The organism is Paraburkholderia atlantica (assembly GCF_009362785.1).
Taxonomy (GTDB): domain Bacteria; phylum Pseudomonadota; class Gammaproteobacteria; order Burkholderiales; family Burkholderiaceae; genus Paraburkholderia; species Paraburkholderia atlantica.
The window spans coordinates 81,877-95,457 of record NZ_WHNQ01000018.1 but is presented as its reverse complement, the minus strand read 5'-3'; the positions used below and the strand labels follow the sequence as shown (position 1 = coordinate 95,457).

Below are 13,581 nucleotides of genomic sequence, written 5' to 3'. Positions count from 1 at the left end.
CCGTTCACCTCATTCGGACGGCTTCGAAAAACCCGCGAACCGCTCATCGATCACACGTCTGAACCCTGCCGACCTGTACGCGTTCGCGATGTCTTTCACGTACGGCCTGTTCAGATCGGCCGTGCGCACCGCGACGAGGTTCAGATAGTACGGCGGGATTTTCTCCAGCAGCAGCGCATCCGTTAGCTTCAAACCGGAGGCCAGCGCGAAGTTGCCATTCACGAAGGCGTAGTCGACATCGTCGAGCGAACGCGGCAACTGGGCGGCTTCCAGCGGCACCAGCTTGATCTTGTGCGGATTGGCGTCGATATCGCGTTCCGACGATTTGACGGGATCGATGCCGGGCTTGAGCGTCACCCAGCCAAGCTGCTGCAGCAGGATGATCGCGCGCGCCTGATTGGTGACGTCGTTCGGCAGCGACACGGTTGCGCCGTCTTTTGGTTCGTCGAGGCGCTTGTGCTTGTGGCTGTATAGCCCGATGGGCGCGGTGGGCACCTTCACCAGTTCCGACAGCGCAAGCTTGTGATCCGCCGAAAACTTCTTCAGATACACCTCGTGCTGGAACGCGTTGGCGTCGAGCGCGCCGTCGGCGAGTGCGAGGTTCGGCTGAACGTAATCGCTGAACTCGACGATCGTCACCTTGTAGCCTTCCTTCTCCAGCTGAGGCTTGATGCCGTAGCGGATCTGATCGGAATACGGTCCGGCCGTCGCGCCGAAACGGATTTCCTTCTTGTCGGGATCGGCGGCATGCGCGGTCACGCTGACTGCGATCAATGCACCTAGCGCGATGGCGGTTAAGGGCGACCAGGCACGGCGAAAGACTTTCATCGGGTTCTCCTCTGCGCCGTGACGCCCGTGGATCGGGTCCGGCGACGGTTTATCGGTTGTAGGCATGCGAGCTTACAAAAACGTCAGCCCGCGCCAAACCAACAAATCAATCTTTGGTTTCTTCTGGATGCGAATACGGCAGACATCCCTTCGACCGCCGCGAGCGTGCCGCGCTTCATGGTGTTTCCGTTCGAGTTCACGCTGTTCGGCACGACGTTCCCGTTCCCGGACTGGCTGAAGGTGACGCTTGCACTCGCGCTTCCCGCCAGCGCCAACATCGCGCCGAGGTCTTTCGCGGCGCGGTGGCGTCGATCCGACCACCCACTGGGAAGCGGCCGGTTCACTCGCGTTCTCGCGTGCGCAGATCCTGTTGCATATCGTCTTGCCGCAGTGCATCCGGCGCATGCTGCCGCCATGGATGAACGTCTATGCGATCATCACGATGGGCACCGCGCTCTCCTCGCTGGTCGGTATTCACGATCTGATCGACACGGCGCAGATCGCGAGCAGCACGGTAGCGCGATCGAGCTTTACCGTGCTGAGCTATCTGGCGACGCTGGTTATTTTCTTTGCTTACTGTTATCCGATTTCGCTGCTTACGCGTTGGCTGGAGAAGCGCTTAGGGAACGTGTAGCGGGTAGGTCGCTGTCGCGATCGCCGGCGGAATGCAAAACGGCATGCAGCAGCACGTTCGCACCCGCCTCCGCCCATTCCTGCGTAATGGCCTCCGTTTCGTTGTGACTCACGCCGCCAATGCATGGAATGAAGATCATGCCCGTCGGCGCGACGCGTGCGGCATAGACTGCGTCGTGTCCGGCTCCTGAGATCATGTCCAGATGCGAAAGGCGCAGATGATTCGCGGCGCTACGCACGGTCTCGATACACGCAGGCGCAAACGGCACGGGTGCGCAATCGAATATCTGGTCGAGCGTGTAAGTGAGGCCAAGTCCGTGCGCAACGTCTGCCGTCTGCTTGCGAAGCGCGGCGTCCATCTGATCGAGCACCTGCGCATCGGGGTGCCGGAACTCGACGGTCAGGAAACATTCACCAGGCACCGTGTTGCGCGAGTTGGGACGCGATTCGATCATGCCGACGGTGGCGCGACCATCCGGCGCGTGGCGGCGCCCCAGCCCATCGACGAAATCGATCAGCCGGGCCGCGCCGACCAGCGCGTCGCGGCGCAGGTCCATGGGCGTGGTGCCGGCATGCGCATCGGCACCGTGCAGCGTGATTTCATACCAGCGCTGTCCCTGGCCTCCCGAAACCACGCCGATGGATTTGCCCGCACGCTCGAGGATCGCGCCCTGCTCGATGTGCAACTCGTAAAGCGCATGCACGTCGAAGCCGCCAACCGGTTCGGCACCGTCGTAGCCGATTTCCCTCAGCGCTTCGCCGATGGTCACGCCCGCCGCGTCGGTGCGCGACAGACCATAGTCGAGCGGATACACGCCTGCGAACACACCCGAGGCGATCATGGCCGGCGCGAAGCGAGAGCCTTCCTCGTTGGTCCAGAGAACGACATCGATGGGACGCTCGGTTACGACACCTGCGTCCTCCAGCGTACGCACCACTTCGAGCGCGCCAAGCACGCCATAGATGCCGTCGTAGCGGCCGCCATTCGGCTGCGTGTCGGCGTGTGAGCCGCTCAGGACAGGCGCGAGCGAAGGATTGCGCCCGGCTCGACGGGCAAAGATGTTACCCATCCGGTCGACACGCACGGTGCAGCCCGCTTCTTGCGCCCATTGCACGAACAGATCGCGCGATTCGCGGTCGAGTTGCGTCAGCGCAAGCCGCCGCACGCCGCCTTTTTCCGTTGCACCAATTCGGGCCATGCGCTCCAGCGAGTCCCACAGGCGAGCCGCATTGACGCGGAGATCAGCTGTCATTGCGATGTGTCCTTGCCTTGCTGGTCCACATGCGAAGGCTCGGATGCCTCGCCTGCCAACCGATAACGAAAATCGCAATGTTTGCCGCCTTGCATGATCGTGCTCGTCCGCTCGAGCTTGACGCGCGCATCGTAGCCCTCGATAAACAGGCTGTCGCGCGCACAGCTCAGCAGATGCCCGATCTCGCCCAGACCCATCGCGTGATACATCTCGGCGTAGCGGCAGCGCTTTACGTCGTAGTCGTAGTGCGCGTCGTCAGCGCGCAGCACTTCGACCTGCAGCGCGTCGTCCTTTTCCCACAACGTCTGCAGCGCGATGAACGAAGCGATGCTCGTGCCTTCCGGCTCGCGCTGCGCGAACTGCTCGCCCGCCTGCACGGCGGCGCCGCTGACGGCTTCCGCGATCACGGCCTGAGCACGCTCGATACCGAAGTCGCGCTTCAGGATGGCGTAGATCGGCTTGATAATTTCCGCCTCGATGCGCCGCCGCGCCAATATGCCGAGGTTGTCGATCGCGTCCTGTTCAGGCGTGCCCTTACTCATAGCCGTTTACTCCTTTGCAGTCTGCGTGGTCGGCGCATTAGCGGACGCATTGTTCGAACCGCCCAGGACGTCCACCACGTCCCAGCTTCCGCCCTTGACCTTGTAGATCGTGTAGGCCGGATCCTTGAGATTGCCCTCGGCATCGAAAGCAATCGTCCCCGTAATGCCCGGACGCTGGATGGCATGCAGTGCCGCGACCAGCCGTTTCGGATCGGTCGAGCCGGCTTGTTCGATCGCCGCGATCAGCGTGGCGGCAGCGTCGTATGCGAACGGCGCATGCAGTTCGATAGGCGCGTGATAACGCGCGCGGTATTGCGTATCGAACCGTTTCCCACCTGGCATGCGTTCGAGCGGACGTCCTGGTTCCAGCGCGGTAACGCCCTCGCCTTGCGGGCCTGCGAGCTTCAGGAAGGTCTGGCTGACGAAACCGCCGCCGCCCAGCAGCGTCGACTGCATCTGCAACTGCCGCATGCGCCGGACGATGGGTGCCGCCTCGCTATCGATACCGCCAAGAAAGATGAGGTCCGCGTGCTGCGCCTTGATCGCCGTGAGCACCGCACTATAGTCGACCGTCTTGTCGGTCACGTACTGGTGCGTGACGACGGTGCCGCCGTTGCACTCCACTCCTTTGATGAACTGGTTCGCGAGTCCGGCGCCGAACGACGTCTGATCGTCGATCACGGCAATGCGTTTCGCCTTCAGCGTTTTCACCGCGTACGCACCCGTGTACGCGCCGCTGCCGTCGTCGTGCCCCATGATCCGGAACGCGGTGTCGAAGCTCTGCTGTGTGTACGCGTGTCCGGTGGACGCGGGCGCGATTTGCGGAATGCCGGCATCGTGGTAGACGCGCGATGCGGGCACGCTGCAGCCTGTATTCCAGTGCCCTACGACGCCTGCCACATGCTGGTCGACCAGTTGCTGAGCGACGCTGACGGCAGTACGCGGGTCCGACTGGTCATCCACGGATACGAGCTTGAACACGACCGGCTTGCCGTCGATGGTGGGGTGCGTGCTGTTGGCGTCATCGACGGCCAGTCGCGCACCATTTTCCAGATCCTTGCCGATGCGCGCCGACGGCCCGGTCAGCGGACCGGCTACGCCGATCAGCACGGTTTGCGGAGTCTGCGCGTGAGCGTAGCCCATCCCGGCGAGGAACGCGGAAATTGTCACGAGGGCGCAATGCACGGGCTTATGTCTGTTCATGATCGAGGACCGTAGTTGTGTGGGTGCGGCCGTCACTTCGACAGTGAGTCACCGCAAGTCATAAGATGAGAAACATTAAAGAGAAGCGCCCCCGGGCCGCAAAGCAGCAAAATGCAGATTGATATATCCGGAAGGTATTTGGCATTTATGCCCTTGTTTTTATGTATGTTTCTTAACTTTCACCCATACCGCCACCTACGCCTATAATTTGATACATGAAACAAATTCAGCATTTGGCGAGTGATCCACCTTTACGTGCGGTGCGCACCTTCGAGGCGTTTGCACGCCTCGGTTCGGTTGCAGGGGCTGCCCGTGAACTCGGCGTCACACCTTCGGCAGTCAGTCACCAGTTGCAGTTGCTCGAGACGTTCGTAACCACTGCGCTGACGGTACGCGACGGGCGCGCACTCTCGTTGACCGACGAAGGCCGCGACTACTACCGCTCCATCAGCACGGCTTTTGCCGTGTTGCGCAGCGCGACGGGTTTCGTGAGCGAACGCTCGACGCGCAGGCAGATCACCGTCAGTCTGATTCCGCTGTTTGGGATGGGATGGTTCATACCGCGCCTGCACGACTTCCTGGAAGGGAACGACGACGTGGACGTCACGGTGCTCTATGCGAACCATCGCTACTATCACAGCGATGCCGCCGATCTTTCGATCCGCTTCGGCACGGGCGACTGGACGGGCTATCGGAGCACGCGCCTGCTGTCGGGTGCGGTCGTGCCTGTGTGCACGCCGCGCTTCCTGCGGCGTCACGGTCCATTCAAACGCCCTGCCGATCTGGCCAGCGTCCCGCTCGTCCACGACGAAGACCGCAGCACGTGGGCCCACTGGCTGCAAAGCGCTGGTGTGAAGCATGTTGCGCGGACGGAAGGCCCGCTGTTCGAGGATGGGCAGTTGACCTTGAATGCAGCGCTCGCCGATCTCGGCGCCGCGCTGTTGCGGGCACCGCTGATTGAACGCGAGTTGGCGTCAGGCCAGTTGGTGAGGCTGTTCGAGCACGAACTCGACGATGGGCGGCACTACTATCTTTGCGTACGGGCAGGCACCGAACTGCCCGATGGTGCCCAAAGACTGGCGCAATGGATCGTGGACACGTTGACAAAGAAGCATGGCGGCAGAACCACTGCATGATGCAGCGGCTCTCCTGTGCCAATGTGTGCCCGCTACGACGCCACGACGCTCACTGCGCGCTCGTCTGGCGCTGCATTTTCAGCGTCCTCGCTGAGGCTCATCTGAGCCGCGCCAGTGACATGCACGATTTCGCACGGCGGCTTCGGCATCGGCTCGTCGTCGGCAAAGGCGGTGGCGCAACGCATGGCGAACGCCAGCGCCGATTGCCGGTTGGCGAAGTAGCCCAGGTCGCCCAGCGAAGTGGCTTCGCCATCTTCCTCGAGAATCGACACGCGTGACACGAACAGCAGGCCTCTTTTCGCCGCCGACGTCTGGACGGCTTTCCCACGGTGATAAAACAGCATGATCTCTCCCGGATTGCGCGCCGCCATGTTTTGCAGCGGTTCGAAGTGACGCGTTGGTAGCGCCAGCCTGTGTCACGCTCCTCGCGGCTTACTGCGCAGCAGGAATGCACGCAGCCGTGGCTGCATCGCTCGAACGGAACGCGGGGAATTTCGCGCCGAGATCCGCAATCGTCTTGATGTCGTTCCTCACCAGATCGTCGCGCGTGATCAGCGTCGGCTTCACCACGATGTGATGTCCCGGGTCCTGCCCTGCCACCAGCAACGCCGCCGCGCGTACCGACATGGCGCCGACAACGGCGGGATTGGTCGCTGCTGTCGCTACCCACGCGCTGCCGGGCGCGCGGATCGCTTCGATATCGGCGGTTGAAATGTCCGCGCTGTAGATGCGCAGCTTCGACGGCAGCTTCGCTTCGTCGGCGGCCAGCTTGGCGCCGCGCGCGAACTCGTCGTACGGTGCGAACACGACGCGAATATCCGGATGCGCGCGATATGCCGCAGCCTAAGTAAAGACTTTCCTCTTCTGCAACGAATCAATCTTGCTAACGATATGTGTCGCGCATGCAGTGCACCTGAGCATGCCCGTCACAACGATGAATTCAGCCAGTATCGCGCCGTATGTCCATGCGATGTTTTCCATTTCACGAATATAGCGGCTCGATTAGCATCATACCTCGATAGTAAAGCATCGATTATCGTTAGGAGGTTTGGATAACCAGTGTACAACTGACGTTCTCTCAACTTGCTTGCATTCTGCTTATAGTCTTTATGTCGAACGTTCAACCCGCCACCCGAACCGCACACGCCAACTCGAAGAAAGTCGGATTCGCCGCCTTCATCGGCACGACCATCGAGTGGTACGACTTCTATATCTACAGTACGGCTTCGGCACTCATCTTCAGTCACACCTTTTTTCCGCCTTCGACCAATCCGTTGACCGGCATCCTCGGCGCATTCGCTGCTTACGGCGTGGGCTTCTTCGCGCGCCCGCTCGGGGCCGTCTTCGCCGGACACTTCGGCGACCGCCTGGGACGCAAGCAGGTGCTGGTGTTCTCGCTCGTCCTGATGGGTATTGCAACCGTGCTGACGGGACTGCTGCCCAGCTATGCGACGGCGGGTCTGCTCGCCACTGCGCTGCTCGTGCTGCTGCGCCTGCTTCAGGGTGTGGCGACAGGCGCGGAATGGGGCGGCGCTTCGCTGCTGGCCGTCGAGCATGCGCGGCCACGTTCGCGCGGGCTGCTCGGCTCGTTCACACAGGCGGGTTCTGCAGCGGGGATGCTGCTCGCGTCGGCGACGTTTTTGATCGTGCGTTCGTCGCTTTCCACCGATGCCTTCTCCGCGTGGGGCTGGCGCCTGCCGTTCCTGTTCAGCGTGATCCTCGTCGCAGTCGGCGTGTTCGTGCGCACACGCATCGACGAACCGGCGCCCTTCATCGCCGTGAAAGCCGAAGGGCGTATCCGCCGTCTGCCTGTCGCGGAGGTGCTCCGTCATCATCGGCGCGCGCTGTTCGTGACCATTGGCCTGCGCCTGCTGCAGCCTGCGATGTACGCGATCGTGACCACCTACGCGATCAGCTATCTGAACATGAAACGCGGCGGCGCGGCGGCGGCATTGAGCGCCGTGATTATCGGCTCGATCTTCGCGGTGATTGCAACGCCGCTCTGGGCCGCGCTGTCCGATCGCATCGGCCGACGTCGTCCGGCGATCTGGGCCGTGGTCGGTATCAGTATGCTGGCGTGGCCGTTCTTCTGGTTCCTCGATCACGGCAATCTGACCTATCTGCCGCTCGTGTACGCGATCGAACTCGCTATCTTCGATGCCGCCATCTACGCACCCGGTGCGGCATGGTTCGCCGAACAGTTTCCCGTGGAAGTGCGTTATAGCGGCATCTCGCTGGGCTACCAGATCGGCACGCTGTTATCGGGCGGGCTGACGCCGTTCGTCGCGGCGGCCTTGCTGGCAGCGGGCCACGGCGCGCCGTGGCTGATCTGCGCGTATATCTCCGCGCTCGGCCTGCTGAGCCTGATTGCCGTGCTCGCTGCCGCCGATCCCGTGCGCCGCTCGGCGAGCCAGGCTGCATCGAGTCACGCTCAGCAGACGAGCGTTGCCGGCTAACGCTGACTGGTAAAAGGAAGAGGAATAGGAATCAATGAGTCAAGACCGTACCCATGCGGAAGAAGCGCGCCTGCTCGGCGCACTCGAACGTAAGCATGCAGGCCCGAAGGCCTTTCGGGCGCTGTCCGCGCCTGTATGGCGCGACGGGCATCTGTCCGAGAGGGACAAGCATCTCGTGGCAGTTGCAGTGGCGCAGGTGACGCGCTGCGTGTTCTGTATCGAACATCATGCGGAACTGGCGCGCAAATTCGGCGCATCGGAGCAGGAGGCGTTCGCCGTGAGCTATATCGCGGCAGCGCTGGAATCGCTTGGCGATGCGGCGCTCTCCTTCGGCAAGGAAGGCTTCACGCTCGACAACGAAGCGCATCTGGCTGGCAAGCCTATCGCGTCCGCGCGAGCCGATTTTCTGCGAGCCGTCCTCGACACCGATGCGCTCAAGGCTGGCTTCGTCTCCATCGTTGCGGCAGCAGTCGCCTATACACAAGCAAACGAAGCCCGCCGCCGACTTTTTCACCAGCGGGCGCTCGACGCCGATGAACACGTCGAGGCGCTCGACGAAGCGTACGCAATCGTCGTTGTTCTGCGTGCAGGTGCAGTTTATTCGCATACGCTACACGTCGCCAGCGCATTCACCGCCACCTGATCTGACGACACACGTTGCGCGAGCGCGGGAAACGCTCAGTGGGATCAACGCCGGTAGCTCGCGCCGGTATGCGGCGCGCTCAGATAACGGTCACCGCCCAGCAGTTTCTCGCGCAACGTGCCTTCGTCGTAACGAGTCTTGTACGCGCCGCGGCGCTGCAATTCAGGCACGAGATAGCGCACGATGTCGCGGAACGTGCGCGGCGACTCGACCCATGTCAGGTTGAAACCATCGATACCCGTTTCCTCGACAATCGCCTGCAGTTCATCCGCGACCTGCGATGCATCGCCCACCACCACTGCACCGCGTCCCCCGATCGACACGAACTCAACAGCATCGCGCACCGTCCACACCTTGTCGGGATCGAGCTTGCTGAATGAGGCGAGCGCCGACTGGCCCGCGTCGGTATCGACATAGGCGAGCGTATCGTGCAGCTGGTAGCGCGACAGGTCGATACCCGTCCAGCCCGACAGCAGCGCGAGCGCACCTTCGTAGCTCGCGCGCTCACGATATTCAGCGTAACGGGCCTGCGCCTGCTCCGCCGTTTCATCGACGATCACGGTCAACATCGCAAAGAGCCGCGCACTATCTGGCGCGCGGCCCGCTTCGGCGAGTGCAGTGCGCACGCTCTGCGCGGCTTTGCACAGGCCGTTACGCGTCGGTGCGCCGAGAAAAATGCACTCCGCGTGCTGGGCCGCGAAACGTGTGCCGCGTTCTGAACCGCCTGCCTGAAACAGCAGCGGCGCGCTATCTGGGCGACCATGCCATCCAGCACGCGGACTGGGGCTCGAGACGCATCGATTTCCAGCCGTATCCGTATCCGAGCTACACGGAAGAACTCGTGCGCCGGCTGAAAGCGACCCAGGTGGAAGGCGCGAGCCAGTTCCTCGCATCGCTCGATCCGAAACAGGTCGCAAGCGATCTCGTCGACGACCGCTTCGTGAAGAAAAGCATCGAAGCATCGGGTGGCCTGTCGGCGTTCCGTCAGGAGGCGGGCTATACGCGCAAGGAGACGATCCTTGTCTAGCGTGCTAGTCCGTGAGGCTTCGTCGCCCGCGCGGCGCCGGGCACCGGCGTCCGCGCATTGGCGCAGTGTCGCGCTCGGCGTCGCGGGCCTGGCCGCCACGTTGGCGCTCTGGTGGCTGGCCGTCACGCTGCTCGCGGGCCACAATGCGATGGCCGCACAGTTCGCCCCGCAGCGCGCACTGGAAGCCCTGCCCGCCCTCATCACCAGCGATCAGCTGCTGGTGCATGTGGCGACCAGCCTCAAGCGAATCGCCGTCGGACTTGCATGGGCGGTCGTGGTCGGCGTGCCCTTGGGCTTCGCGATCGGCCGTCTGCGTTGGCTTGAACAGACTCTCTCGCCCACGTTGCAGTTTTTGCGCATGATCTCGCCGCTCTCGTGGATGCCGCTGGCCGTGATGTCGCTCGGCGTTGGCGATCGTGCGGTGTATTTTCTGCTCGCGTTCGCCGCTGTCTGGCCGCTCGTGATGAGCACGGCGTCGGGTGTCGCACATCTGGACCAGCGCTGGATCCAGCTTGGCGAAAGCCTCGCCGCCACACGTGCGGAAATGCTCTGGCATATCTATGTCCCGGGCGTCGCTGCGCATGTGCTCACTGGCGTGCGACTCGCTATCGGCATCTTGTGGATCGTGCTGGTGCCTGCGGAAATGCTCGGCGTGAGCGCGGGACTCGGTTATCTGATTCTCGATACCCGCGACCGGCTCGCGTATTCGGAGCTGACGGCCGTCATCCTCGTGATCGGCGTACTGGGTTTTCTGCTGGATCTCGCGGCGCGCGCCATTGCCGCGCGCCTGTCGAGTGACGTGGCGGTGCGGGATCAGTAGATCCCTGTATCACGCCGATGCGTTGTTGACACGAGGTGAACCGGTGCGTCCCGATGGATGCGCTGCTGTTCTCGTTTGGCGGCACGGGAGGCAGATTCCCGTGCACGCTCCGGCAAGCGTCAGAAAAACAATAGCGCACGCAGCTCAATACTCCGACGCGGCCTTGCATCCGGCGGTGACGACGGATCATCGAATGCCGTATGCGCCGTCAGCCGCGCGATGTCGTCGCCGGCGGAATCGTAGATCTTCAGCAGCAGCACTTCTTTCGGCGTCATCAGCGGGAAGTAGTACCAGTGATGCTTCGGGTTGTACACGAACGCATAGGTCTCGCCGACCTTGTCCTGATAGATCAGATCCGACGGCACCAGATCGGTCGGCGCAATACTGCGCGCATCGCACAACGCCAGCGGCGACGATTCGACCGTCGATCCGATGGGACGCCACAGGTTGACGATCGCCACCCTGCCCTTGAGCAGTTCTTCCGCTTCATGCGGCGGCAGGTGATCGCGCACGCGGCGCGGACCCGACACGAAGGTCTGGTCGTTGTGAATGAACTTGACCGGCTCGCGCACGGTGCCTGGACGCGCCGCATGGCCGTCGCGAATCGTGTGATCGAAGATGACGGCGCGCTTCGCGCCCGTCCAGCCCCTTAGCAGCGCCTCCGACTCCGGATAGTAAATGCGTTCTATCGCAGCAGGGTCCGTGAAATCGCTGAGCACGCTCGCGTGCTGCCGCAACTCGAAACCGTTGCGGTCCAGCGATAAACCACCCGGCGGTGGCGAAACCCGCGCATTGATGATGTTCACACGCTGCGTCCGATACACGCCACTGCGCTGCGGCACGCCAGCAGGCGGCTCATAAGCGTAGGTAGCGGGCTTTTCCCCCGTCGCGACGAGATAGTTCAAGGCGGCTTCGACGACGGCCGGCTGTTCAATGACGACATCGCTCATGAGTTACGCTCCATGCCTGCGAGTGGACGAATTCAGTCCGGCGCTATTTCGCCGATGATCTGACAAGAACCGGATGTGACTGTGATGTTGAAGTAGCCGGCGCGCGCATAGCGGGCAATGCGTTCGAGGCGCTCCGGATCGTCCTTACACGTATGCTCCGGTACAGACGGCACAGGCCGCGCCTGCGCGCGCTGACGCACGAATTCCAACGGATGAAGCACGGCCAGACGGTAAAACGATGCGAGGCTCATCGACATGACGCGCCCTCCTGCTCGTGGCAATATCAGTTGAATCTAGTCAGTGCGGTGGCAATGCACAAACAAGCATTTGTGCATTGCTTTGCAACGCGTGGACGATGTATGAACCGGCCGTTCGAAGCTGCTCGGCCCGGCTGCGCAAATATGCGCGACACTGCTTAGGCACAAACATTGTTTGGATTCGTGCCTGTCGCTATTTCGCGCTGCAGGCGAGCTTGTCCGGCTGGAAGGCGCACGGTCTTGCCGGTATCGAACGCGAGCGCATCCGCGCGGACGTCGCCATCCCCGATGATTACGCCGTCGAAGCCGCTATCGCCATCGGCCGTGCGGGCGACAAATCGTCGTTGCCTGAAGGGTTGCAGAAGCGCGAATCGCCGAGTCCGCGCAATCCGTTGGCTGCGTTTGCTGCTGAAGGACAGTTCACGTTCTAAGCGCCGTCATCTCGGCGGCAAGGCGCATCTCGACGAGATGCACCTTCTCACGGTTCAATCCGCGTTATCCGTTGACAGCAACCGCGCTATCCGTTGCTGCGCGCTCCAGCTCATTGCGCGAATGCGCGAGGCTGAAGCGTTCATTGGAAGGCGTGCCGTTCAGATGATAATTGCCCACGGCCGCTTCACGCTGGATCGCGGGATTATGCGATGCCAGCACGCGCGCATTTCGCCAGTGACGGTCCAGCCGTCGTGTCTCACTGGTTGCTGACGCGCCGCCCACTTCGAAGACCAGCGTTGCCGCCTCCAGCACCTGCTCGATCACGATCTGCTGTGCCTGGTACGCTTCGATGTCGAGCGCGATATAGGTTTCCTGCGTCGCGTGTCCCGCGAGTCGCGCCTGATACGCGCTTTCCAGCGAACGTGCGACGGATGCCGTGATGCTCTCCGCCGAATACGCGAGACTCGCGAGACGCCCGATGACACGATGCACAAGCGGATTGTCACGCGGACTGGAGCGGCCAGGCACGCCGAACGTGCGCGTGTGCGCCTGCGCAAAGGCCACGCCGTCACGTAGCACGGCGCGCGCAATGCCTGTCAGCGTCGCGAGATGGACGGTCTGATAGAACGCCGTCAATGAAGTATTGCGGCGCGGCTCCGACGCCTTGTAGCGCACCAGCAGCTGTTCGTCTTTCACATGCACCGACTCGAAGCGCGTCGTGCCGCTGGCCGTCAGACGCTGGCCAAAGCCGTCCCAATCGTCGATGCGCGCGACACCCGGTGCGTCCGCGCGCACCACGACGCGCACGTCGTCGGTGCCGTCATGCGCGGCAACGTCGATCCAGTCCGCGTAGAGCGTGCCCGTGCTGTAGTACTTTTCGCCGTTCAGCCACCAGCCGTTGCCGCCTTTGTCGGCCACCAGCGTGACGGTGTTGTGCGTGCTGCCAGTACGCTCGGAGATCGCCGCACCAATGGTTTCGCCCGCGGCGATCTTCGGCAGCCAGCGCTCGCGCAGTGCTTCGTCATCGCTTTCGAGCCGGCTTTCGATAAAGCCCGAATTCAGCCGCAAGATCTGCGGCAGATTCGAATCGGCCTCGCCAAGGCGCGTCAACAGACGAAAGAACTGCGGCAGGCTCACGCCGCTGCCGCCGTAACGATTCGGCACGCGCAACGCAGTAAATCCCGCTTCTTTCAGCCAGCGCACGGCATCGTAGGCGAGTTCCCGATTCTGCTCGCGCTCGATACTACCGGCGGCAATCCGCTCGAATACGGGCGCAAAGCGCGCGTCGAGTTCCGCGTCGTCGGCGCCGCTGGCGGCGTCGTGCGGGGCGGCGGGAATCGTACTCATCGACAGTCTCCGGACAGGTTAAGAGCCCTGCAGACTAAGCGCCGCCAACACTCC

General features: G+C 62.6%; 13 protein-coding genes and 4 pseudogenes. 7 read left to right on the top strand and 10 right to left on the bottom strand.

Annotated elements, in window-relative coordinates; all coding sequences use genetic code 11:
• Positions 1 to 9: 9 nt before the first annotated feature.
• Positions 10 to 828, bottom strand: a complete 819-nt coding sequence (locus GCT19_RS24095) for a MetQ/NlpA family ABC transporter substrate-binding protein (protein WP_018435872.1) — start codon at positions 826 to 828, stop codon at positions 10 to 12.
• A gap of 180 nt (positions 829 to 1,008) precedes the next feature.
• On the opposite strand from GCT19_RS24095, the pseudogene GCT19_RS24090 reads away from it, so the two are divergent.
• Positions 1,009 to 1,462: pseudogene (locus GCT19_RS24090) on the top strand (ABC transporter permease subunit); the annotation flags it as partial.
• Here the strand turns inward: GCT19_RS24090 and GCT19_RS24085 are convergent.
• Genes GCT19_RS24085 through GCT19_RS24075 form a run of 3 tightly spaced genes read right to left on the bottom strand, consistent with a single transcriptional unit; the run spans position 1,425 to position 4,399 of the window.
• Complete coding sequence (locus tag GCT19_RS24085; RefSeq protein ID WP_152853294.1) at positions 1,425 to 2,714, bottom strand: M20 family metallo-hydrolase; 1,290 nt, start codon at positions 2,712 to 2,714, stop codon at positions 1,425 to 1,427. The pseudogene GCT19_RS24090 and the gene GCT19_RS24085 sit on opposite strands and share 38 nt — an antisense overlap.
• Positions 2,711 to 3,256 (bottom strand): L-2-amino-thiazoline-4-carboxylic acid hydrolase, encoded by a 546-nt coding sequence (locus tag GCT19_RS24080; protein ID WP_152853293.1) that lies wholly within the window; start codon positions 3,254 to 3,256, stop codon positions 2,711 to 2,713. The genes GCT19_RS24085 and GCT19_RS24080 overlap by 4 nt, the downstream gene beginning before the upstream one ends.
• A 6-nt stretch (positions 3,257 to 3,262) precedes the next feature.
• Positions 3,263 to 4,399 (bottom strand): branched-chain amino acid ABC transporter substrate-binding protein, encoded by a 1,137-nt coding sequence (locus tag GCT19_RS24075; RefSeq protein WP_152853331.1) that lies wholly within the window; start codon positions 4,397 to 4,399, stop codon positions 3,263 to 3,265.
• Between the two features lie 275 nt (positions 4,400 to 4,674).
• Between GCT19_RS24075 and GCT19_RS24070 the strand changes: the two genes are divergently transcribed.
• Positions 4,675 to 5,595 carry a LysR substrate-binding domain-containing protein gene (locus GCT19_RS24070; RefSeq protein WP_152853292.1) on the top strand — a complete coding sequence of 307 codons (921 nt, stop codon included), beginning with the start codon at positions 4,675 to 4,677 and terminating at the stop codon, positions 5,593 to 5,595.
• A gap of 32 nt (positions 5,596 to 5,627) precedes the next feature.
• Here GCT19_RS24070 and GCT19_RS24065 read toward each other — a convergent pair whose 3' ends face one another.
• Both GCT19_RS24065 and GCT19_RS24060 read right to left on the bottom strand, forming a co-directional pair.
• The gene (locus tag GCT19_RS24065) at positions 5,628 to 5,939 is read right to left on the bottom strand and encodes a hypothetical protein (RefSeq protein ID WP_227717704.1); all 312 of its coding nucleotides are present in this window, start codon (positions 5,937 to 5,939) and stop codon (positions 5,628 to 5,630) included.
• 88 nt (positions 5,940 to 6,027) lie between these two features.
• Positions 6,028 to 6,438: pseudogene (locus GCT19_RS24060) on the bottom strand (sugar ABC transporter substrate-binding protein); the annotation flags it as partial.
• A gap of 266 nt (positions 6,439 to 6,704) precedes the next feature.
• Between GCT19_RS24060 and GCT19_RS24055 the strand changes: the two are divergent.
• Together GCT19_RS24055 and GCT19_RS24050 are read left to right on the top strand one after the other, a co-directional pair.
• Complete coding sequence (locus tag GCT19_RS24055) at positions 6,705 to 8,051, top strand: MFS transporter (RefSeq protein ID WP_152853291.1); 1,347 nt, start codon at positions 6,705 to 6,707, stop codon at positions 8,049 to 8,051.
• A 34-nt stretch (positions 8,052 to 8,085) separates the two neighbouring features.
• On the top strand, positions 8,086 to 8,694 hold the full coding sequence (locus GCT19_RS24050; RefSeq protein WP_152853290.1) for a carboxymuconolactone decarboxylase family protein: 609 nt from the start codon (positions 8,086 to 8,088) through the stop codon (positions 8,692 to 8,694).
• A gap of 44 nt (positions 8,695 to 8,738) precedes the next feature.
• Here GCT19_RS24050 and GCT19_RS24045 read toward each other — a convergent pair whose 3' ends face one another.
• Positions 8,739 to 9,431 carry an LLM class flavin-dependent oxidoreductase gene (locus GCT19_RS24045; RefSeq protein ID WP_265334633.1) on the bottom strand — a complete coding sequence of 231 codons (693 nt, stop codon included), beginning with the start codon at positions 9,429 to 9,431 and terminating at the stop codon, positions 8,739 to 8,741.
• A gap of 2 nt (positions 9,432 to 9,433) precedes the next feature.
• On the opposite strand from GCT19_RS24045, the pseudogene GCT19_RS24040 reads away from it, so the two are divergent.
• A pseudogene (locus GCT19_RS24040) lies at positions 9,434 to 9,721 on the top strand (sulfonate ABC transporter substrate-binding protein); the annotation flags it as partial.
• Entirely contained in the window at positions 9,714 to 10,541 is an 828-nt protein-coding gene (locus GCT19_RS24035; protein ID WP_152853289.1) for an ABC transporter permease, read from the top strand. The pseudogene GCT19_RS24040 and the gene GCT19_RS24035, both read left to right, overlap by 8 nt.
• Before the next feature lie 119 nt (positions 10,542 to 10,660).
• On the opposite strand, the gene GCT19_RS24030 is transcribed toward GCT19_RS24035, so the two are convergent.
• Together GCT19_RS24030 and GCT19_RS24025 are read right to left on the bottom strand one after the other, a co-directional pair.
• Positions 10,661 to 11,491, bottom strand: coding sequence for a CmcJ/NvfI family oxidoreductase (locus tag GCT19_RS24030; RefSeq protein ID WP_152853288.1), 831 nt, complete (start codon positions 11,489 to 11,491; stop codon positions 10,661 to 10,663).
• A gap of 32 nt (positions 11,492 to 11,523) precedes the next feature.
• Positions 11,524 to 11,748: a hypothetical protein gene (locus GCT19_RS24025; protein WP_152853287.1), complete on the bottom strand. Its 225-nt coding sequence runs from the start codon at positions 11,746 to 11,748 to the stop codon at positions 11,524 to 11,526.
• A 191-nt stretch (positions 11,749 to 11,939) separates the two neighbouring features.
• On the opposite strand from GCT19_RS24025, the pseudogene GCT19_RS24020 reads away from it, so the two are divergent.
• Positions 11,940 to 12,179, top strand: a pseudogene (locus GCT19_RS24020) (nitroreductase family protein); the annotation flags it as partial.
• 64 nt (positions 12,180 to 12,243) lie between these two features.
• Here the strand turns inward: GCT19_RS24020 and GCT19_RS24015 are convergent.
• Positions 12,244 to 13,527 carry an acyl-CoA dehydrogenase family protein gene (locus tag GCT19_RS24015; protein ID WP_152853286.1) on the bottom strand — a complete coding sequence of 428 codons (1,284 nt, stop codon included), beginning with the start codon at positions 13,525 to 13,527 and terminating at the stop codon, positions 12,244 to 12,246.
• Positions 13,528 to 13,581 lie beyond the last annotated feature (54 nt).

Bases quoted from the DNA above. Each gene is read 5' to 3' on its own strand.
- GCT19_RS24065 (WP_227717704.1), bottom strand. From the start codon at position 5,939: ATGCTGTTTTATCACCGTGGGAAAGCCGTCCAGACGTCGGCGGCGAAA.
- GCT19_RS24025 (WP_152853287.1), bottom strand. From the start codon at position 11,748: ATGTCGATGAGCCTCGCATCGTTTTACCGTCTGGCCGTGCTTCATCCG.
- GCT19_RS24080 (WP_152853293.1), bottom strand. From the start codon at position 3,256: ATGAGTAAGGGCACGCCTGAACAGGACGCGATCGACAACCTCGGCATA.
- GCT19_RS24070 (WP_152853292.1), top strand. From the start codon at position 4,675: ATGAAACAAATTCAGCATTTGGCGAGTGATCCACCTTTACGTGCGGTG.
- GCT19_RS24055 (WP_152853291.1), top strand. From the start codon at position 6,705: ATGTCGAACGTTCAACCCGCCACCCGAACCGCACACGCCAACTCGAAG.
- GCT19_RS24085 (WP_152853294.1), bottom strand. From the start codon at position 2,714: ATGACAGCTGATCTCCGCGTCAATGCGGCTCGCCTGTGGGACTCGCTG.
- GCT19_RS24030 (WP_152853288.1), bottom strand. From the start codon at position 11,491: ATGAGCGATGTCGTCATTGAACAGCCGGCCGTCGTCGAAGCCGCCTTG.
- GCT19_RS24095 (WP_018435872.1), bottom strand. From the start codon at position 828: ATGAAAGTCTTTCGCCGTGCCTGGTCGCCCTTAACCGCCATCGCGCTA.
- GCT19_RS24015 (WP_152853286.1), bottom strand. From the start codon at position 13,527: ATGAGTACGATTCCCGCCGCCCCGCACGACGCCGCCAGCGGCGCCGAC.
- GCT19_RS24050 (WP_152853290.1), top strand. From the start codon at position 8,086: ATGAGTCAAGACCGTACCCATGCGGAAGAAGCGCGCCTGCTCGGCGCA.
- GCT19_RS24075 (WP_152853331.1), bottom strand. From the start codon at position 4,399: ATGGGCTACGCTCACGCGCAGACTCCGCAAACCGTGCTGATCGGCGTA.